This is a genomic window from Salinisphaera japonica YTM-1 (genome assembly GCF_003788585.1).
Lineage (GTDB): Bacteria > Pseudomonadota > Gammaproteobacteria > Nevskiales > Salinisphaeraceae > Salinisphaera > Salinisphaera japonica.
Window position 1 is genome coordinate 1 of sequence record NZ_AYKG01000024.1, and the last position, 19,920, is coordinate 19,920.

20 protein-coding genes are annotated in these 19,920 nt (G+C 62.8%); 15 read left to right on the forward strand and 5 right to left on the reverse strand.

Annotation, left to right across the window (positions count from 1 at the left end):
* The 8 genes from hemW to SAJA_RS08680 all read left to right on the forward strand — a co-directional run.
* On the forward strand, nt 1-884 hold an 884-nt coding region (gene hemW, locus SAJA_RS08645; RefSeq protein WP_123658270.1), incomplete at its 5' end, for a radical SAM family heme chaperone HemW.
* Nucleotides 884-1,072: a CPXCG motif-containing cysteine-rich protein gene (locus tag SAJA_RS08650; protein WP_123658271.1), complete on the forward strand. Its 189-nt coding sequence runs from the start codon at nt 884-886 to the stop codon at nt 1,070-1,072. The genes hemW and SAJA_RS08650, both read left to right, overlap by 1 nt.
* Nucleotides 1,073-1,200: 128 nt before the next feature.
* Nucleotides 1,201-2,472 (forward strand): malic enzyme-like NAD(P)-binding protein, encoded by a 1,272-nt coding sequence (locus SAJA_RS08655; RefSeq protein WP_123658305.1) that lies wholly within the window; start codon nt 1,201-1,203, stop codon nt 2,470-2,472.
* A 32-nt stretch (nt 2,473-2,504) separates the two neighbouring features.
* Complete coding sequence (locus SAJA_RS08660) at nt 2,505-3,797, forward strand: citrate synthase (RefSeq protein WP_123658272.1); 1,293 nt, start codon at nt 2,505-2,507, stop codon at nt 3,795-3,797.
* Nucleotides 3,772-5,079, forward strand: coding sequence for a PqiA/YebS family transporter subunit (locus SAJA_RS08665; RefSeq protein WP_123658273.1), 1,308 nt, complete (start codon nt 3,772-3,774; stop codon nt 5,077-5,079). Before SAJA_RS08660 ends, SAJA_RS08665 begins: the two co-directional genes overlap by 26 nt.
* A 38-nt stretch (nt 5,080-5,117) precedes the next feature.
* On the forward strand, nt 5,118-6,737 hold the full coding sequence (gene pqiB, locus SAJA_RS08670) for an intermembrane transport protein PqiB (RefSeq protein ID WP_123658274.1): 1,620 nt from the start codon (nt 5,118-5,120) through the stop codon (nt 6,735-6,737).
* A gap of 5 nt (nt 6,738-6,742) precedes the next feature.
* Nucleotides 6,743-7,333, forward strand: coding sequence for a PqiC family protein (locus tag SAJA_RS08675; RefSeq protein WP_184999818.1), 591 nt, complete (start codon nt 6,743-6,745; stop codon nt 7,331-7,333).
* Nucleotides 7,334-7,643: 310 nt separating this feature from the next.
* Nucleotides 7,644-8,237 carry a DUF7282 domain-containing protein gene (locus SAJA_RS08680; protein ID WP_123658276.1) on the forward strand — a complete coding sequence of 198 codons (594 nt, stop codon included), beginning with the start codon at nt 7,644-7,646 and terminating at the stop codon, nt 8,235-8,237.
* A 75-nt stretch (nt 8,238-8,312) separates the two neighbouring features.
* Here the strand turns inward: SAJA_RS08680 and rho are convergent, their stop codons facing one another.
* Nucleotides 8,313-9,572, reverse strand: coding sequence for a transcription termination factor Rho (gene rho / locus SAJA_RS08685; protein ID WP_281272403.1), 1,260 nt, complete (start codon nt 9,570-9,572; stop codon nt 8,313-8,315).
* Between the two features lie 443 nt (nt 9,573-10,015).
* Nucleotides 10,016-10,342: a thioredoxin TrxA gene (gene trxA / locus SAJA_RS08690; RefSeq protein WP_123658278.1), complete on the reverse strand. Its 327-nt coding sequence runs from the start codon at nt 10,340-10,342 to the stop codon at nt 10,016-10,018.
* Nucleotides 10,343-10,693: 351 nt separating this feature from the next.
* Between trxA and SAJA_RS08695 the strand changes: the two genes are divergently transcribed.
* Together SAJA_RS08695 and cysQ are read left to right on the forward strand one after the other, a co-directional pair.
* Nucleotides 10,694-11,977 (forward strand): DEAD/DEAH box helicase, encoded by a 1,284-nt coding sequence (locus SAJA_RS08695; protein WP_123658279.1) that lies wholly within the window; start codon nt 10,694-10,696, stop codon nt 11,975-11,977.
* 57 nt (nt 11,978-12,034) lie between these two features.
* Nucleotides 12,035-12,838 carry a 3'(2'),5'-bisphosphate nucleotidase CysQ gene (gene cysQ / locus SAJA_RS08700; protein WP_123658280.1) on the forward strand — a complete coding sequence of 268 codons (804 nt, stop codon included), beginning with the start codon at nt 12,035-12,037 and terminating at the stop codon, nt 12,836-12,838.
* A gap of 12 nt (nt 12,839-12,850) precedes the next feature.
* Here the strand turns inward: cysQ and SAJA_RS08705 are convergent, their stop codons facing one another.
* The 3 genes from SAJA_RS08705 to SAJA_RS08715 all read right to left on the reverse strand — a co-directional run bounded on the left by SAJA_RS08705 (nt 12,851) and on the right by SAJA_RS08715 (nt 16,458).
* Nucleotides 12,851-13,297, reverse strand: coding sequence for a universal stress protein (locus tag SAJA_RS08705; RefSeq protein WP_123658281.1), 447 nt, complete (start codon nt 13,295-13,297; stop codon nt 12,851-12,853).
* Between the two features lie 70 nt (nt 13,298-13,367).
* On the reverse strand, nt 13,368-14,000 hold the full coding sequence (locus tag SAJA_RS08710) for a hypothetical protein (protein ID WP_123658282.1): 633 nt from the start codon (nt 13,998-14,000) through the stop codon (nt 13,368-13,370).
* Nucleotides 14,001-14,091: 91 nt separating this feature from the next.
* Entirely contained in the window at nt 14,092-16,458 is a 2,367-nt protein-coding gene (locus SAJA_RS08715) for a penicillin-binding protein 1A (protein ID WP_245963273.1), read from the reverse strand.
* Here SAJA_RS08715 and SAJA_RS15130 point away from each other — a divergent pair.
* From SAJA_RS15130 to SAJA_RS08735, 5 genes are all read left to right on the forward strand, one after another.
* Nucleotides 16,457-16,660 (forward strand): hypothetical protein, encoded by a 204-nt coding sequence (locus tag SAJA_RS15130; RefSeq protein ID WP_184999821.1) that lies wholly within the window; start codon nt 16,457-16,459, stop codon nt 16,658-16,660. The two genes, SAJA_RS08715 and SAJA_RS15130, sit on opposite strands and share 2 nt — an antisense overlap.
* A gap of 460 nt (nt 16,661-17,120) precedes the next feature.
* The gene (gene pilM, locus SAJA_RS08720; RefSeq protein ID WP_184999819.1) at nt 17,121-18,155 is read left to right on the forward strand and encodes a type IV pilus assembly protein PilM; all 1,035 of its coding nucleotides are present in this window, start codon (nt 17,121-17,123) and stop codon (nt 18,153-18,155) included.
* Nucleotides 18,152-18,736, forward strand: coding sequence for a PilN domain-containing protein (locus SAJA_RS08725; RefSeq protein ID WP_123658285.1), 585 nt, complete (start codon nt 18,152-18,154; stop codon nt 18,734-18,736). Before pilM ends, SAJA_RS08725 begins: the two co-directional genes overlap by 4 nt.
* Nucleotides 18,733-19,395: a type IV pilus inner membrane component PilO gene (locus SAJA_RS08730; RefSeq protein WP_123658286.1), complete on the forward strand. Its 663-nt coding sequence runs from the start codon at nt 18,733-18,735 to the stop codon at nt 19,393-19,395. The genes SAJA_RS08725 and SAJA_RS08730 overlap by 4 nt, the downstream gene beginning before the upstream one ends.
* The gene (locus SAJA_RS08735; protein WP_123658287.1) at nt 19,395-19,919 is read left to right on the forward strand and encodes a pilus assembly protein PilP; all 525 of its coding nucleotides are present in this window, start codon (nt 19,395-19,397) and stop codon (nt 19,917-19,919) included. Before SAJA_RS08730 ends, SAJA_RS08735 begins: the two co-directional genes overlap by 1 nt.
* The last annotated feature ends 1 nt before the right edge of the window (nt 19,920 follow it).

Here is a 19,920-nt window from a genome sequence, read left to right on the forward strand (position 1 = left end):
AGCGCCCGGGCCTGGCCCCGGATTGCGAGATCACGCTGGAGGCCAATCCGGGCACCACGGAATACGGGCGCTTCACCGACCTGGCCGGCGCGGGCGTGAATCGGATATCGCTGGGCGTACAAAGCTTCGACGCCGACTGTTTGAAGGCACTGGGCCGTATCCACGGCCCGGCCGAGGCGCATCGGGCGATCGCCGACGTCAAGGCGGCCGGCATCAACGCCTTGAACTGTGATCTGATGTTCGGCCTGCCCGGCCAGGACATGGCCCGCGGGCTGGCCGACGTCGAGACGATGATCGCCGCCGATCCCGGCCATATCTCGTATTACCAGCTGACCTTCGAGCCGGGGACCCCGTTTGCCAAACGCCCGCCGGCGCGCGCCGACGACGATACGATCATCGATCTTTACGAGGCCGCCGGCCAGCGGCTGACCGCGGCCGGCTATAGCCAATATGAAGTCTCGGCCTGGGGCGGCGATCATGTCTGTCGCCACAATCTGCACTATTGGCGCTTTGGCGATTATCGGGCGATCGGCGCCGGGGCTCACGCCAAGATCACGACCCGGGACGGGCAAATCCGACGTGAGGCGCGTATGCGCTGGCCAACCGGCTATATGCAGACGGCCGGCACGCCGCGCGCGATCACCGAGGCCCATACGGTGAGCACCGAGGATGCCCGCTTCGAGGCCCTGCTCAACGGGCTGCGCCTGCGTGAAGGCATCACCCGGGCCGATTACGAGGCCCGCACGGGGCTGGCCTGGGCCGATCTGGGCGCACACGTGGCCCCAATGCTCGACAGATCGTTACTGGCCATGGACGATCAGCGCCTGAAGACCAGCCCGCGCGGCTGGCCGCTGCTGGATGCCATTCTCTCGGAGCTTGTCTGATGATCGAAGAACCCACGGTGGGCTGTCCTTACTGCGGCGAAGCCATTACGATCGTGGTGGATATCACCGCCGGCAGCCAGCGCTACGTCGAGGACTGTTTCGTGTGCTGCCAGCCGATCGATCTGGCCATCGAGATCGAGCCCGGCGGTGAGATCGGTTCCATCGACGCCAAGCCGGAAAACGGCTAGCCCGGTGTTTCAAAAGCCTGTTTTGTAGGCTGGCCCCCGCCCGAGTGGCCGTCTATACTCGACTATCGTCACATCTTGTCGATCGATGCGTGTTTCGGGATACGCACGACGGCGACTGCCCGAGCTATATGGCTGAATATTCACGCAAGCAGGAAGCACTGGATTATCACGAGCACCCGAAACCGGGGAAGCTGGGTATTTCGGTGACCAAGCCGTTCTCGACCTACGGCGAACTCTCGCTGGCCTATACGCCGGGCGTCGCCGAGCCGGTCAAGGCGATCCGCGACAACCCCGAGGATGCCTATCGCTATACCTCCAAGGGCAATCTCGTGGCCGTCATCTCCAACGGCACGGCTGTGCTGGGCCTTGGCAACACGGGCGCACTGGCCAGCAAACCGGTCATGGAAGGCAAGGCCGTCCTGTTCAAGAAATTCGCGGATGTCGATGTCTTTGATATCGAGGTCGATGCCGATTCGGTCGAAGCGATGATCGATACGGTCAAGCGTATCGCGCCGACCTTCGGCGGCATCAACCTCGAGGATATCGGCGCCCCGGCCTGTTTCGAGGTCGAGAACGCGCTGATCGAGGCCCTGGACATCCCGGTCTTCCACGATGACCAGCACGGCACCGCCATTATCGTGGGCGCGGGCTTGATCAACGCCCTGGAGCTACAGGGCAAGACCCTGGCCGATGCCAAGATCGTGTGCATGGGTGCCGGTGCCGCGGCCATCGCTTCGATGGATCTGCTCATCGAGATGGGCGCGGCGCGCGAGAACATCTATATGTGCGACAGCCGCGGCGTCATCCACGACGGCCGCGATGATCTGTCGAAATACAAGGCGAAGTTCGCGACCACCACCGATAAACGCACGGTCGATGATGCGATGGCTATCGCCGATGTCTTCATCGGCCTGTCCGGGCCGGATACGGTTTCCAAGCAACAGATCGGGCTGATGCCGGCCAAGCCGGTGGTCTTTGCCTTGTCCAACCCGAACCCGGAAATCACGCCGGAAGACACCAGAAGCGTGCGCGATGATCTGATCATGGCCACCGGTCGTTCGGATTATCCCAACCAGATCAATAACGTGCTGGGCTTTCCGTATATCTTTCGCGGCGCGCTAGACGTACGTGCCAAGCGCATCAACATGCCGATGTGCGTGGCCGCAGCACGTGCCATGGGCGAACTGGCTCGGCGCGAGGTGCCCCAGACCGTCCTCGAGGCCCACGACAAGGATGCCCTGGCCTTTGGCCCGGATTACATCATCCCCAGCCCGTTCGACCCACGCCTGATCGATTTCATCCCGCCGGCGGTGGCCGCGGCAGCGATCGAGACCGGCGTGGCACGATCCGACACCCCTTCGCATTACCCGCAGCCGGCGATCGATATAAACGATCAATAGGTCCGCGGCGATATCATTCGGGAGATAGCACTATGGCCAAGAATTATCAGATCAGCGATGGCGAAGGCGCCAGCACCGAGCTGGATCTCATCCAGCCGACGCTCGGTACGCCGGCAGTCGATGTGCGCGGCCTGGCCGGCAAGCAGGGCGTGTTCACCTATGACCCGGCCTTCACGGCCACCTGCAGCTGTGATTCCGATATCACCTTCATCGACGGTGAAGCCGGCAAGCTGATGTATCGCGGCTACTCGGTCGAGCAGCTGGCCGAGCACTCCAGCTATCTGGAAGTCTGTTATCTGCTATTGAACGGCGAGCTGCCCTCGGCCGACGAGATGGAAGCTTTTCGTGATGCCATCACGCATCACACGATGATCAACCAATCGTTGGTCAAGTTCTACGATGGCTTCCATTACGATGCCCATCCCATGGCCATCATGACCGGCATCACCGGCTCGTTGTCGGCGTTCTATCACGACACGACCGATGTGCGTGATCCCGAGCATCGCAAGATCTTTGCCCATCGCATGATCGCCAAGATGCCGACGATCGCCGCGGCCGCTTTCAAGCATTCGGTCGGCCAGCCGAAGATCGGGCCGAAGAACGACCTGGACTACACCTCGAACCTGCTGCGCATGATGTTCGCGGTACCGGCTGAAGAGTACGAGGTTGATCCGGTCGCCGCCAAGGCGCTGGATGTCCTGTTCATGCTGCACGCCGATCACGAGCAGAACGCCTCGACCTCCACCGTGCGCATGGCCGGCTCGACCGGGGCCAACCCCTATGCCGCCCTATCCACGGGTATTGCCGCCCTCTGGGGCCCGGCCCACGGCGGCGCCAACGAGGCCGTGCTCAACATGCTGGCCGAGATCGGCGATGCCTCGCAGGTGCCCAAGTATCTGGAAAAGGCCAAGGACAAGAACGACCCGTTCAAGCTGATGGGCTTTGGTCATCGCGTTTACAAGAACTTCGACCCGCGGGCCAAGGTGATCCGGGGTTACTGTCATCAGGTGCTCGAGCACTACAACATGCAGAACAATAAGTTGTTCGAGCTGGCCCTGGAACTCGAGCGCGTGGCCCTGGAAGACGAGTATTTCGTCGAGCGCAAGCTCTACCCGAACGTCGACTTCTATTCCGGCATCATCTATCAGGCCCTGGGTATTCCGGTGAACATGTTCACCCCGATGTTCGCTATCGCCCGTACCGTCGGCTGGGCCGCGCACTGGTGCGAAATGATGGCCGATCCGAAAATGCGTATCGCGCGTCCGCGACAGGTGTATACCGGCTACGATCTGCGTGACTATGTCGATATCGACAAACGCGGATAGCCACGCCGAGCGACTGGTCGTCTGCCGGGCCTGTGATTGGGTGGTCACGCTCCCAGTCCGGGCGCCCGGCCAGGCGGCGCGTTGCCCGCGTTGTCGGCATCATCTGACCGAAGCGGCCCAGCGTGATGCCCAGCGCCCCCTGGCGTGGGGGATCGCCACGCTGGTTACGCTCGGCCTGGTGTTCTGTTTTTCTTTTCTGAGTTTTTCAGCCTATGGCGTGGGCCACGTCATGGCGTTCGGCGATACGCTGCACGCGTTGATCGCCGATGACTACGCCGAGCTGGCGGTCATTCTGCTGGCCTTCACGGCCCTGTTTCCCGGCCTATACCTGGCCGCACTGATCTATCTGTGCAGCGCCGTCCAGCTGGGGCGCACCCTGCCCGGTCAGGTGGTCATCGCCCGTGCGCTGCGCCCGATCGAGCCGTGGATGATGTCGGACGTCTTCATCGTTGGCGTGCTTGTGGCTCTTATCAAGATCATCTCGTTGGCCAGTATTCATATCCATACCGGCTTCGTGGCGTTCTGTCTGTTCTCGGTCCTGATGCTGCGCACGGTCACACTGATCGACTGGACCAGCCTGTGGGACGTGCTGGCCCCGCGGGGATCATTGCCGACAAAGATACGGCCCGGCGCCACCGGCCGTGCCCAGGGCCTGGTGGCCTGCCACGGCTGTGATACGCCGTTCATGGCCGACCGAGGACCATGCTGTCCGCGCTGTGGCAAACGCCACGTGCTACATCGCGTCAATCGTATCCAGCTCACCTGGGCCCTGCTGATCACCGCCACGCTGGCTTATATTCCGGCCAACGTGTATCCGGTGCTCTCGACCATCCAGCTGGGCAACGCCGAGCCACAGACGATCGCCGGGGGCGTGATGCACCTGTTGCACGCCGGTGATTGGCCGATCGCGCTGGTCATCTTCGTGGCCAGTATCGTGGTGCCGATTTCCAAGATCGTGGCACTTGCCTGGCTGTGTCTGGCCGCCCGTCGGCCACGGGCCCGTGCCAGCCTGTCACGCACGCGGCTGTTTCATATCACCGAAAAGATCGGCCGCTGGTCGATGATCGATGTGTTCGTGGTCGCCACGCTGACCACGCTGGTGCAGGCCGGCAGCCTCATGTCGATCGCGCCGGGCCCGGGCGCTGTGGCCTTCGCGCTGGTCGTCATCTTGACGATGATCGCGGCCCATACGTTTGATACCCGGCTACTCTGGAGCGCCCACACCCACACCTTCGGCGTGAGCACTGATCCATCACCGAGCGAGATCTCGCATTCTGCATGAGCGATAACGACCGACCCACAAACAACGAGACGGCTGACATGGAACAGCATTCGGGCTGGTCTATCTCGCCGGTCTGGCTGATTCCGCTGGCCGCGGTGCTGATTGGCGCCTGGTTGCTTTACGACAGCTTCAGCGATCAGGGCCCGGAGGTTATCCTCTCGATCCCCACCGCCGAGGGCCTCGAGGCCGGTTCGACGAAGCTCAAGGTGCGTAGCGTGGATGTCGGCAAGATCGAGAAGATCACGCTGGCCGACGATTACAACGGCGCCAAGCTGACGGTACAGATGAACCCGGATACGGCCAAGCTACTGGGCCCGGACGCCAAGTTCTGGGTGGTCAAACCGCGGGTTGGCCCACAGGGCATCTCCGGGTTGAACACCATTCTCTCCGGGGCCTATCTGCAGCTGCGCCCGGCCAAGCAACGCTCGGACAAGCGTCATTTTCAGGTTCAGGACAATCCGCCGCCGAGCTCGACCAGTCAGCCCGGGGTGAGCATCAAACTCGTCAACGACGGCGACAACACGCTCTCGGTGGGTGATCCCATTGTCTATCAGGGCCAGAACGTCGGCCAGATCGAGGCCGGCGAGTTCTCGGTCGAGAATCGGCAGACGGTTTATACCGTGTTCATTCGTAAACCGTTTTCTGATCTCGTGACCGACGCCACCCAGTTCTGGCTGCGCTCAGGGGTGGATCTGCATCTGGGCTCGGACGGGGTCAACGTTCAGCTCGGCTCGCTGCAGAGCGTGCTGGCCGGCGGCGTGACGTTCGGCCTGCCTGACGGCGTGGCCGCTGGCGATACCGTCGCCAAAGGGGACCGGTTCAAGCTCTATACCACACAGGATGCCGCCATTCAGGATCGTTTTGATCGTCGGCTCGAATACGTGGTGCTGCTCAACGATTCGGTACGCGGGCTGTCGGCCGGCGCATCGGTCGAGTATCGCGGCCTGCGGGTCGGCACCGTCGAGGAAGTACCGTTCTATATGGACGGCTTCGAACTTTCCAGCTTTTCCGGCTTTCGTATCCCGGTGCTGATCGCCATCGAGCCCCAGCGCCAGAGCCTGGCCTGGGCCAACTGGAGCGACGAGGAATGGCGGAAACATCAGCTGCAGTTCTTCGAGAACGGGCTCCGAGCGACGATCAAGTCATCCAATCTGTTGACCGGTGCGATGTTCATCGATCTGTCGTTTGATGATCGAAACGACGATTACGAGAAAACCGAAGTCGGCGGCTATACCGTCTTTCCGAGCGTGCCCAGCCAGATCACGAGTATTCAGGAGCAGATTTCTGACGTGATGGACAAGCTCAACAAGATCGACGTTGGCCCCATGGTTCGTCAGTTCAAGAGCAGCGTCTCTGAAGCCGAGGCCACGATCTCCTCGCTGCACGACACGACCGAGGAGGTCAACGCGCTGTTGCGCCAGCCGGCAACCCAGAACATACCGATGGAGATCGGCGATACGCTGGAGGAAATGCAGCGCACGCTTGGCAACTTCCAGGAAGGCGCCCCGGCCTATCGCCAGTTCAACGACACGCTGGACCGGCTCAATCGTATGCTCGACGATGCCGCGCCACTTACGCGTACCCTGCGCGATCATCCCAACGCACTGCTCTTCGGCCGGCCCGAAGGCGATGACCCGGTTCCGAGAGCCAAGCCATGATGAACATGCCACGACTCGTCGCTGTCCTGATGCTTTTCACCACCGGCCTTGTGGCCGGCTGTGCCTCGGCGCCGGGCGACTCGGCGCTGTTCGTGCTCGACGACGGGCCGGAACCGGCAAGCGGCGCGCCGATTCCCGGCGCACCCACGCTGAGCGTCGACCCGGTCGTCATCGCGGATTATCTCAACCAGGGCGGCATCGTTTTCCAAACCGCGCCCTACAAGGTCGTGATCGCCAACAACAATCGCTGGGCCGCGCCACTGGCCGGCCAGCTGACCGACACGCTCTACAACGTGCTCAGCCGTCGGCTGCGCCAGATCAACGTACAACGGGGCCGCGCGCGCGGCGATACCGCGTTTGCGCTGGTCACCCGGGTCGAGAAATTCTATGGCAGTCATGACGGCCAGGCCCACGTCGCCGGCGTCTGGCAACTGGTCGACGACCAGGGCACGCCCCTGCGCCGCGAGAATTTCGACCAGGCAATCGCCCTTGATCAGGACGGCTACGGCGAGCTGGTGGCCAAACTGTCCGAAGGCTGGCAGAGCATTGCCGCCGACATGAGCCCGCCGATCGCGGCGAGCCTGTCTCAGCGCTAGGGCCTGTTGCCGTTTCATGCGGGCCCGCGCCAAGCGCTGTTTTGCGGCAAGACGAGGCGTAGCTCACGCCGCGCAGTCATTCTGCGCTAGTGGGCAAGAACGCTGTATTGCCGCAAAACAGCGCTTGTCCCAAAGGGTTGGGCCGCAAATCGCGCCCTGCGGCGTTGCGAGCCTTGATCGTGGCACGCCACGATGCGGCGACTCGCGCCTGGCAGGACACGATTTGCGGTCTCCAACGCGGCGCTCGCATGAAACGGCTACAGGCCCTAGTCAATATCCAGATCTTTTCGTGCATCACAGAGGTGCCCCTATGACGACGAATCGTGGTTTTTACCGATACGGCCTGGCGATCACCGGGCTTTCGCTGTGCTTGGCTGCACCGGCGCTCGCCCAGAGTGACGCGCCGGCCGACAGCCCGGTGACCAACGCCAGTGCCATGAGCACATCGAGGACCGACGATACGCCGGCCTCGAACGCCTCAGCATCAAAGGCCGGCATCCGGATGACCAGCCAGAGCGTGGCCGATAACAAGCTGTTGGTCCGCTCGGCCGATCTGCCGGAAAGCGGCTGGATCGTGATTCACTATCGCAACAAGAACGGCGAAATTTCGGGGGATCCGATCGGTGCGCTACGCCTGCAGGCCGGGCATTATGAAAACATCACCATCGGCCTGAACGCTCCGGTCAAAGCCGGCGATACGCTGGTGGCCATGCTGCATACCAACGGCCCGGGCGATGACGAAACCTATGGCGAGACCGCCGATCACGCGGTGATGAAGAAACCTTCCGGCAAGGCCGCCCGCGCGCGTTTCAAGATCACCCGACCCGCCGATGAACAAAAACAGGATACAACCACGAGTTCCGGTCATATCGGCAACACGGAACAAGGCCAGTCGATGCACTGATCGAACAGGCCGCATCGCCGGATAGAAAAAAGGCCGCAAAAGCGGCCTTTTTTCTATGCACCAGCCGATCACTGATCAGCGCTTCATCGATTCGAAGAACTCGGCGTTGGTTTTGGTCTGCTTCATGCGGTCGATGAGCAATTCCATGGCTGCCAGATCGTCCATACCGTGGAGCAGTTTGCGCAGCACCCACATCCGCTGCAGCTCTTCCTGCGGCACCATCTTCTCTTCGCGGCGCGTGCCCGAGCGATTGACATGAATGGCCGGGTAAATGCGTTTCTCGGCAATACGACGATCCAGGTGGATCTCCATGTTGCCGGTGCCCTTGAACTCCTCGTAGATGACTTCGTCCATCTTGGAGCCCGTCTCGATGAGTGCGGTGGCCATGATCGTCAGGCTGCCGCCCTCTTCGACGTTACGGGCCGCGCCGAAGAAGCGCTTGGGCTTTTGTAGCGCGTTGGCATCGACACCACCGGTCAGCACCTTGCCCGAGGACGGGGCCACGGTGTTGTAGGCACGGGCCAGACGCGTGATGGAGTCCAGCAGTACCACCACATCCTTCTTGTGCTCGACCAGGCGCTTGGCTTTTTCGATCACCATGTCGGCGACCTGCACGTGACGCGAGGCCGGCTCGTCGAAGGTCGAGGAGACCACTTCGCCGCGTACGCCGCGCTCCATCTCGGTGACTTCCTCGGGCCGCTCGTCGATGAGCAGTACGATCAGGTGACAGTCGGGATGGTTGTAGGCGATCGACTGGGCGATGTTCTGCATCATCATCGTCTTGCCGGCCTTGGGCGGCGAGACGATCAGGCCGCGCTGGCCCTTGCCGATGGGCGAGACCAGATCGATGGTGCGGGCGGTGATGTCCTCGGTGGAGCCGTTGCCGATCTCCATATGCAGCCGTTCGGTCGGGAACAGCGGCGTGAGGTTTTCGAACAGGACCTTGCCCTTGGATTTCTCGGGCGGGTCCTCGTTGATGTCGTCGACCTTGAGCAGGGCGAAATAACGCTCGGATTCCTTGGGCGGACGAATCCGGCCACGGATATTGTCACCCGTGCGCAGGGAAAAGCGCCGGATCTGGCTCGGCGAGACATAGATATCGTCCGGGCCGGCCATGTAGGAGGTTTCGTTCGAGCGCAGGAAGCCAAAGCCGTCGGAGAGGATCTCGAGCACGCCGTCGCCGTAGATACGCTCGCCGGATTTGGCGTGCGCCTTGAGCATGGCGAAGATGAGCTCCTGCTTGCGCAGACGGGAGATGTTTTCCAGCTCCATCTCCTGCGCCGACTCCATCAACTCGGCCGCGGTCTTTCGCTTGAGCTCGGTCAGGTTGAGAATCGGGCCGTCGCCGGCGACACCGGCATAGGCTTCGAATTCGGCCTCGTCGATATCCTCGTTCGGCGGATTGTTCGGGCCCTTGTTGTTGCCCCGGCCGCGGTTGTTGCCGCCGCCCTTTTTATTGTTGTTCCCGCCGCCGTTGTTGCCACCGCCGTTGTTGTTGTTCGGCTTGCGGCGGCGGCCGCGGCGGTTGTTGTTGTCCTTGTTGCCTTGGCCTGCGCCCCCGTTGTTATTGGGGTTCTTGTCGTCGTTCTTGCCCGAATTGTTATTCGAGCTGTCTTTCGACTCCTGGGCCTTGCGATCGTCAACGGTTTCTTCAGACACGGCTACACACGCTTGCTCGGGATACCGCAGCTGTCGCGCCGCAGCAATGAAAAGGAAGGAAAAAAGACAGTGCCGGACGACTGCACGACACTGTCGGGACCCGATCGGCTCGGGTCATATCAGATGTGCTGATCAATGAACTCGGCGAGCTGGCCCTTGGAGACCGCGCCGACCTTGGTGCCGGCAACTTCGCCATCCTTGAACAGCATCAGCGTCGGGATGCCCCGAATGCCGTAACGCGGCGGGGTCTCGGGGTTGTCGTCGACGTTGAGCTTGGCGATCGTCAGCTTGCCCTCGTACTCATCGGCGATTTCATCGAGCATCGGGGCGATCTGTTTACACGGGCCACACCACTCGGCCCAGTAGTCCACGAGAACCGGACCGGATGCCGACAGCACCTCGGATTCGAACGTATCGTCAGTGACCTTGACGGTGTTTTCACTCATGAGACATGGCCTCAACTGATCCGTGAAACGGATGAGAAAGTAGATTGATCGAAAAGCACAGGCGCCGCGGCGCCACGCTGCTGCTCGGGCCTGACACTTGGGGCAACGAAAAACGCTTGCAAGCAGTGACCCGGGCCCGCAATACGCGTCGGCGAGGCATCGAACTGTTATAGTGCGGATTGCGCAAAACGAGCGCTTGTCGATAAAGCTCGAATGCGAAAAAACCACGATCCGGCGTGTTCACGCCTGTGGCCTTAGCCGTCATTTGAGCGTATCCATCGCGCTTTTTCAACCCCTTTAATCACCGATCCGTGTAAATCGTTTTATGCCGCCGGTGATCCGCGAGCTGCCATGACACGCGAACAAGCGCCCGATGCCACCCCTGCCCGCCTGGTTACCGATACGCGCCTGGACAGCCTGGGGCTGCATGCCAGCATCGTGGCCGGTCTCAATGCTCGTGGCTTCACCCAGGCCACGCCGATTCAGGCCGATACCCTGCCATTGGCATTGGACGGGCGTGATATCGCCGGCCAGGCCAATACCGGCACCGGCAAGACCGCCGGGTTTTTGTTGGCAACACTTGATCGCCTGTTGCGCAACACGCCCCGCGAGGTGGATGAGACACCGGCCGGTGCGGCGCGGCCGCGCGCGTTGATCCTGGCCCCCACGCGTGAGTTGGCCGAGCAGATCTATCAGGATGCCCTGCCGCTGGCCGAGCAGACGGGGCTTAAGTGCGTGGTTTGCTATGGCGGCACCGGTTACGAATCGCAGCGCGAGGCCATCGGCGCCGGTGTCGACGTGCTCATCGGTACGCCGGGCCGGCTGATCGATTACTACAAGCAGAAGATCTATACCCTGGCCGCGATCGAAGTGGCGGTACTCGACGAAGCCGATCGCATGTTCGATCTGGGCTTCATCGATGACGTGCGCTACTTGTTTCGCAAGATGCCGCCGGCCGGTGAGCGCCAGAATTTGTTGTTTTCGGCCACGCTGTCGCACCGCGTGCTGGAGCTGGCCTACGAACACATGAATGCGCCGGAAACCGTCAAGAGCGATACCGAGCGCGTGAATATCGGCGCGATAACACAGACGCTCTATCACGTCTCCAAGGACGACAAGATGGCGCTTCTGATCGGCCTGTTGCGCGAGATCGGCGATGCACGCACGCTGATCTTCATCAACACCAAACGGGTCGCCGAGCGTATCGATGACACGCTGGCCGCCAACGGCTTCAACGCGGCGACATTGTCCGGTGACGTGGCCCAGAACAAACGCCTGCGTCTGCTCGAGGCCTTCAAGGCCGGTGAGCTGCCGATCATGGTGGCTACCGATGTGGCGGCCCGGGGTCTGCATATTCCCGATGTGGCCTTCGTCATCAACTACGATCTGCCCCAGGACGCCCAGGACTATGTCCATCGTATCGGGCGGACCGCACGCGCGGGCAACACCGGGCACGCCGTGTCTTTCGCCTGCGAGGAATATGTCTATTCCCTGCCGGATATCGAGGCTTATATCGAGCACAAGATATCCGCCGAAATGCCGGCCGATGACCGCTTCGCCAACGATTACGTCCGCGCACCGGCACGCCAGAAATCACGCGGCCGGGGCCGTCGTCGCAATGATCGGCGTCGCTAGACGAGGCGCGCCGCATCCGTAGAATGCCGGCTTTGAATCTATGGAGACTGCTCCGACATGGACATCACACGCGAACTGCTCGACACGATCTGTGAGATCGCCGTCGAAGCCGGTCAGGCAACGCTGCCGATCTATCACAGTGACTTCGACGTTCAGACCAAGGACGATGACAGCCCCTTGACCCAGGCCGATCTGGCCGCGCATCGCGTGATCAGCGATCGGCTGGGCGCAGCATTTGCCGACACGCCGCAGTTGTCCGAGGAAGCCGCGGATATCGATTACGACACCCGCGCCGAGTGGCGTGAGTACTGGCTGATCGATCCGCTCGACGGCACCCGTGAGTTCGTCAAGAAAAACGACCAGTTCACGATCAATATCGCCCTGGTCTGTGATGGCCGCCCGGTACTCGGCGTGGTCTATGCCCCGGCGCTGGATACGCTGTGGTGCGGCGCCGATGGCCTGGGCGCGTTCAAGCGCGAAGCCAGCGATTCCGTGCTGGCCTCGATCACCTGCGCCACCGCGGCCCCCGACAAGCCACGGGTGCTGGTCTCCCGCTCGCATCGCGGCGAAGCGATCGATCAACTGCTGTCGCGCATGCCCGATTACGAGCCCGTGTCGATGGGGTCATCGTTGAAGTTCTGTGTCATCGCCGAGGGCGAGGCCGACTTCTATCCGCGCCTGGGGCCCACCAGCGAATGGGACACCGCGGCCGGGCATGCCGTGCTGGACGCCGCCGGTGGCCAGGTCGTGGATACACGCGGGCGCCCGCTGCGTTATAACGAAACCGACAGCCTGTTGAACGACTGGTTCCTGGCCTTCGGCGACGCCACCCACGACTGGCAGGCCTACGTGCCGAAATAGGCTTCCAGCCTGTCAATCGGCGGCGATGTCTTGAGCGATCAGCAGGCTGCAATCCAGCCGATCGAGCAGCGAGGCACCAACCGAGCCCTGCCACCAGCGTGACAGCACCCCGCGGCGCTGGTGGCCGACGATAACCAGATCCGCGCCCATCTCCTCGGCATAGCGTGCGATCTGGTGGGCCGGCTCGCCGACGCGAATTTGGCCATCGGCCACGATATCGGCCTCGGCCAGCGCGGCCACACCCTCGGCAAGAATCCGCTCCACGCGCTCGCGCTCGGACTGATACATGCTCTCGGTATAGAACCCCTCGGCCGCAGCCACCGCCCCCGTCAGCGGCACGACTGCCAGCAGCGTGACGGCCACACCCGGGCCCTGCAGTAGCGCCAGGCTGCGCTGTAGCGCGATACGGCCCTGATCGCTGCCGTCATAGGCCAGAAGGATCGTTTTGAAGTGCTGCATGACAAACGCCCGCGTCTTGAAAGCCTGCCCCTGATTTAACACGACAGACGGGCATTTTGTCTCGGCCGGTCTATAAACGCGCCAGACGCGCCTCCAGCTCGGCTTGTTCGACCAGCTCGGCCACGCGCGCCCGATTGGCGCGCTCCATGGGCGCGCCGTCGACCAGGCTGCGCGGGGCCTCGCGGATTTCGGTATCGGCAAACAGCGTCGCCTCGAAGCCGTGTTCGCCGGCCACGAAACGAAACGCCGGATAGAAACGATACCCGTCAGCAAAACGATAGCGCCGCTCGGCGATTTCAAACGGGATGCCCTGCTGATCGAGAAACAGATCAAAGCTCTCGGAGTGCTCGGCGAACACATGCAGCTGAATATCCGAGTGTGCGTTGGCCAGCCCCGATAACACATCGCCCACCAGGCGCGGCTTGAACGCTGCCATGAGTTTCATCGCCGACAGCGCAGCCCGGCGCATGGCCTCGAGCTCGGCCGGCTGATCCTCGCCGGCAAACAAGCGCTGATGCTCGGCCAGCGCCGATTCGATCTCGGCGTTCTTGGGCAGAATCGAGTTACGCACGTCGATGCCCAGCTGCTGGGCGGCTTTCTGTTTGGCGACACGAAAATCACGAATGCCCTGCTCGGCCATGAGTTTTGCCGCCACCTGGGCCATCTGTTGTCGTTGTGCGGTCTGCTTGCGGGCACTGGCCATGATGAACGCTCCCTCGGTGACGGTTGAAACTCGCGGCGCGCGGGCCGGCTGGTCAGAACAAACGACTAGACCCAACAACCCGACCAAACACCTAGAACAGCTGCTCGACCTCGCTCGTGGAATTGCTCGGGCCGGCGCGCTCGGCCTGTTCCCGGCTCGGGATCCGATCGGGCCGGAAGATCTCGGCGATACCCGAGCCGTCCAGCGAGCGCTGGCCGTTGTCCGGGTTGATCATGACCGTGACCAGATCCTCGGGCTTGGGGGGTATGGCCGTGGGCGTGTTCTTCAAGGCCTGGCCCATGAAATCCACCCACATGGGCAGCGCGGCATGGCCACCGGTTTCGGCGTCGCCCATCGGGGTGAGCGTATCGAAGCCCACCCAGCTGATCGCGACCAGATTGGCGTTGAAGCCCACGAACCAGGCATCAACTTGATCGTTGGTGGTGCCGGTCTTGCCCGACAGATCGTCGCGACCCAGCTTGAGCGCGCCGCGCCCGGTGCCGTGGCGAATCACGTCGCGCATCATGTCGCCCACGATATAGGCATTGTCGGCATCGATGACTCGGGGCGCCAGATTCGAGCTGTCCAGCGGCTGGCCGTTCTCATCGATCATGGGGCAGTCGAAGATATCGTCACACGCCATCTGTGGCTTGGCCTGATAGACCGTGTCGCCCCGACCGTCTTCGATGGTCTGAATATAATACGGCTCGATACGAAACCCGCTGTTGGCAAAGACCGAATAGCCCTGGGCCATCTGCAGCGGCGAGAACGAGGCCGTACCCAGCGCCAACGACAGGTTGTGCGGCATCTGGTCGGCCGGCAGCCCGAAGCGGCTGACATAGTCGATGGTGTTGCCGACACCGACTCGTCGCAGCACACGAATCGAGACCAGGTTGCGCGAGTGCACGAGCCCTTCACGCAGCCGCGTCGGGCCATAGATCCGACCGGAGTAATTCTGGGGTCGCCAGGCCTTGTCCAGATTCGGCGAGTCGTAGACCACGGGCGCGTCGTTGACCATCGTGGCCGCGCTGAAACCGTGGGCCAGTGCAGCACTGTATAAAAACGGCTTGAACGATGAGCCCGGCTGGCGGCGGGCCTGTATGGCCCGGTTGAACTTCGACAGGTTGTAATCAAACCCGCCAACGAGCGCCTGCACGGCCCCGGTATGCGGATCCATCGCCACCAGCGCACCCTGCACCTTGGGAATCTGGGCGAGCGTCCAGGGTTTGTCCTTGGAGCCGGTATAGGCCAAGCGTACAACATCGCCCCGCTTGCCCAGTTTCGAGGCCGACTGACCGGCCGACAGCCACGGCATCTGAGCGGCTGCCAGATCGATTTCGCCGTACTGGGCCGTCGCCAGGCGCAGGGTCGAGCCGCTCGTGCCCAGCACGACCGCAGGAACCAGGCCGCCGCGGGTGGCGATCTCGTCAAGTGCGCCACGTCGCTTGGTCGCATCGTCGAGCAGGCCGGTATCGATGGTCGTTTCCGCGCCCCGCCAGCCGTGGCGCGCGTCATAAGCCAGAAGATCGCGGCGCAGCGCACGATCAGCGGCGGCCTGGCGGCTGCTCGACAACGTCGTGGTGACCGTGAAACCGCCGGTGTAGGCCTTGTCGCCGTAACGAGACACGATTTCCTGACGCACCATTTCAGCGACGTACTGGGCCTCGTAGCGCACGGGATTGGTCTTGTTGTTGCCGTGGTCCTGGCCCGCGGTCACCGGGGCAGCCAGGGCACCCTCGTACTGGGCATCGCTGATGAAGCGCAGGTCGTGCATCCGGCCCAGCACATAATCACGGCGCTGGCGCGCCCGATCCGGGTTGGCGATCGGGTTGAACGCCGAGGGCGCCTTGGGCAGCCCGGCAATCATCGCGGCCTGGGCCAGCGTGAGCTCGTCCAACGGCTTGTTGTAATAAGCCTGGGCCGCCGCGCCCACGCCATAGGCACGCTCGCCCAGATAGATCTTGTTCAGATACAGCTCGATGATCTGCTCTTTGGAGAACTTCGACTCCATGCGCAGGGCCAGCATCATCTCCTTGATCTTGCGGGTATAGGTTCGATCCCGCGTGAGATAAAGATTACGCGCCAACTGCATGGTGATGGTCGAGCCGCCCTGGGTCTTGCGGCCCGTCTCGATCAGATGCACCACGGCACGCATCAGGCCCTGATAATCCACGCCGGGATGCTCGAAGAACCGATCATCCTCGGCGGCCACGAACGCATAGACCTGGCGCTTGGGGATCTGGTCATAGGTCAGCGGAATACGGCGTTCCGTGCCGTACTCGCCAATCAGCTCGTGATCGGCGGTATAGATCCGCAGCGGTTCGTTGAGTTGCGTGGTGCCGATATCCCCGGCGTCGGGCAGCTGGGGCCCGAAATACAGATAAAGCCCGACCGCGACGATCACGGCCAGCGTGGCCGCCGACAACAGGCCGGCCAGCAGCACGACGACGAGTTTCATGCTGCGCGAAGCTATCGACATCAAAACACCTGAATCGGCGGTGGGCCATGAACCAGCGGCATCATACCGGGCGATGCGTTGTCTGCCGAACCCGATCGGTCGTCGCTGGCAGGGCCTGTTGCCGTTTCATGCGAGTCCGCGCCAAGCGCTGTTTTGCGGCAAGACGAGGCGTAGCCCACGCCGCGCAGTCATTCTGCGCTAGTGGGCTGGAACGCTGTATTGCCGACGTGTCGTTAATTTCAGCGCGCTTGTCCCGAAGGGTTGGGCCGCCCATAAAAATTGAAGATGGGCGCCCTGCGGCGTTGCGAGTCTTGATCGTGGCACGCCACGATGCGGCGACTCACGCCTTGCAGGACACACTGCGGACTCTCGACGAAAGCGGCGCTCGCATGAAACGGCAGCAGGCCCCTAGACAGATTGCACCGATCGGCACCTCGGGTATAGTCGGCCGGAGTCTTTTCGCTGTCTTTGTCAGGGGTTAGACGCGATCGGACTTGCCGGGGGCGTGGCGCGTTGTGCGTGAGGCACGAGTGACGCGGTGGCGGCCATTCGCCAAAAGGGGGGGATATCGCATGACAAACGCGATCGCTGACACGTTCGGACCGGGGTCGGCGGCTCGAACAGGGCTGATTTCCAAATTCATGCCAAAACGCCGCACAGGCATGTTTGGTCTGGATATCAGCGCGCGTCGCGTCAAACTCCTGGAGCTGACGCTTGAGGCCGGCCAGCCGCGGATTGCGGCCTATGCCAGCGAGCCCCTGGCCGTGGATGCTGTCCATGACGGCCAGATCCAGAACGCCGAGGATGTCGCCCGTGCCGTGCGCCGGGCGCTGGCCCGCAGCGCGACGCGTACCCGGCGCGTGGCGGTTGCCGTGTCCGGACCGTCGGTGATCAGCAAGACCATCCGCATGCCGGCCGATCTCTCTGAGACCGAGATCGAACAACAGATCGAGGTCGACGCCGAGATTCACCTGTCGCAGCCGTTACGCGACGTGTTTCTCGATTTCCAGATTCTGGAACGCGACCCGCGGGACCCACGTTTCAACCGTGTGCTGCTCGTGGCCTGTCGTCGCGAAACCGTCGAGCTGCGGATCGCAGCCATGGAGATGGCCGGGCTGTCGGTCGGTCTGGTCGACGTCGAGGAATACGCTCTGCAGAACGCCTGTTCACTGCTCGATCGCACGACGCGATCCGAGCAGAGCTGGTTCGCGGTCTTCGACGTCGGGGCACTGGATATGCGCCTGACGGTGCAGCATGGCTCGCGTAGCCGTTATACCCGCAGTATCGAGTTCGGTGGCCAGGCGATCGCCGAGAGACTGATCAGCCGTCACGGCCTGGCCGATATCGAACAGCTGCATTCGCACCTGCGCACCGGCGAGCTGTCGCAACCGGATCTGGCCGAGGATATCGCCGCCTTTGCCCGGAACCTGGCCACACGGATCGAGCAGAGCCTGCGTTTTTTCTTGTCGGCCAACGCCGAAAACGATCAAGCCATCGATCGCGTGGTGATCACCGGCGGTGTGGCGCGCTATCCCGGCCTGGCCGAGGCGCTCGGCGAGCAGCTGCCCTGGCGAGTGACGCTGGGCAATCCGTTGGCGGATATGTCGGTCAACGCACATGCCCGACGCAATCACGTCGACGACGAAGCGCCGGCCTTGATGATCGCCGCCGGTCTGGCCCTGCGCGGGCTGGCATGAGCACCGCCATCCGCATCAATCTCCTGGATTGGCGCCGGGAGGCACGCCTGGCCAAACAGCGACGCTTTGCCGCCCTCCTGGCCGGCGTGGTCGTGCTCAGCGTGGTGCTCGTGGGGGTTCTGCCGCTGGCCTACTACCAGCACGCACTCGATCACCAGCGCGAACGCAACGCCTATCTGGAGACCCATATCGCCGAGGCCGATGCGCGTCTGGCCGAAATCAAGACCTTGAAGGCCGACCGCGCCGCGCTGATCAAACGCATGAACATCATCGCCGATCTACAGCAGTCCCGCGGGGCGATCGTGCACTACTTCGATCAGCTGGCCGCCACGTTGCCCAAAGGCGTCACGCTGACGGCCATTCACGAGACCGATACGACGACCACGATCGACGGCCTGGCCGAGGCCAATGCCGGCGTGTCTGAATACATGACCGCCCTGGATCGCTCCGCCTGGTTCGACAACCCGCGTCTGGTCGTGATCAAGCGCACAGACAACACCGTCAATGCGCGTTCGGATTTCACGCTACAGGTCGACACGCCCCCGCCCACCGCCACACAGCCGCCGGGGGCCGGCCCATGAGATCGCTTCGAACCTATGTTGACGAGCTGAAGAGCCTGGATCAGCACAATATCGGCAGCTGGCCGCTGTGGGCCTATGGCGTGGTGATGGGCGTGGTCGCACTCGTGGTTGTCTTCATCGCCGGGTGGTATTTCGTCTTGCCCAAGCGCGCCGATGTCGAACGCGCCGAGCAGCATGAAATCGAGCTGCGCGAGCGGTATGCCAGCCGTGCGGCCCAGGTGGCCAATCTGGCGGCCTATCGCGCCCAGCTGGCCGATATGCGCGCCGATTTCGCCACCCTGCTCGATCAGCTGCCCAGCCAGACCGAGGTGCCAAGCCTGCTGCGCGATATTTCGGCCGCCCGGGCCGCCAACGGCTTGAACGAGCAGCTGTTCAAACCCGCGCCCGAGATCAAGCGGGCCTTTTATGCCGAACTGCCCAACGAGCTGGTGGTCACCGGTGGCTATCATGCCTTCGGCCGATTCGTCTCGGACGTGGCGGCCCTGTCACGCATCGTGACCCTCAACAACGTCCAGATCGCCCCGGTGACGCCGCCGACGAGCGAAGCCGACGGCGACGGTCCGTTGCTGCGCATGAGCCTGACTGCAACGACCTATCGTTATCTCGAGCCCGACGAACGCGAGACGGCGCCGGCCAACGCCAAGGCGAAAACACGGTGATGACAGGGCCGCGATGGCGATATGCAACCTGTGTGCTCGTTGTCGGGCTGGCCGGCTGCGGCAGCGACGCATCGCCGGATCTTGTGCGCTACGTCGAGCGTGTTGATGCCCGGCCCGCGCCGGCGATCGACGCGATTCCCGAGCCGGCGCCTTATGTGCCCTATCGCTACACACCGGGCGGCCGACGCGCGATTTTCACCCCGAGCACGCCGGCGTCGGCCGCCGGCAACGATGGCCTGCGCCCGGATCGTTCACGCCCGGCCGAACCGCTCGAAGCCTATTCGCTCGATGCCCTCACGCTCGTTGGCGTATTGCGCATGCGCGGCGCCAGCCAGGCGCTGATCAAGACCCCGGGCGGCATCGTGCATCGCGTGGGCGTCGGCGCGTATCTCGGCCAGCACGACGGCCGCGTCACCGCCATCGCGGCTGAGCGCGTGTCTCTGGTCGAGATCGTGCCCGACGGTCAGGGCGGTTATACCCAGCGCGACACGGTACTTGTCGCGTCCTCCGATTCACGTTCTTGAG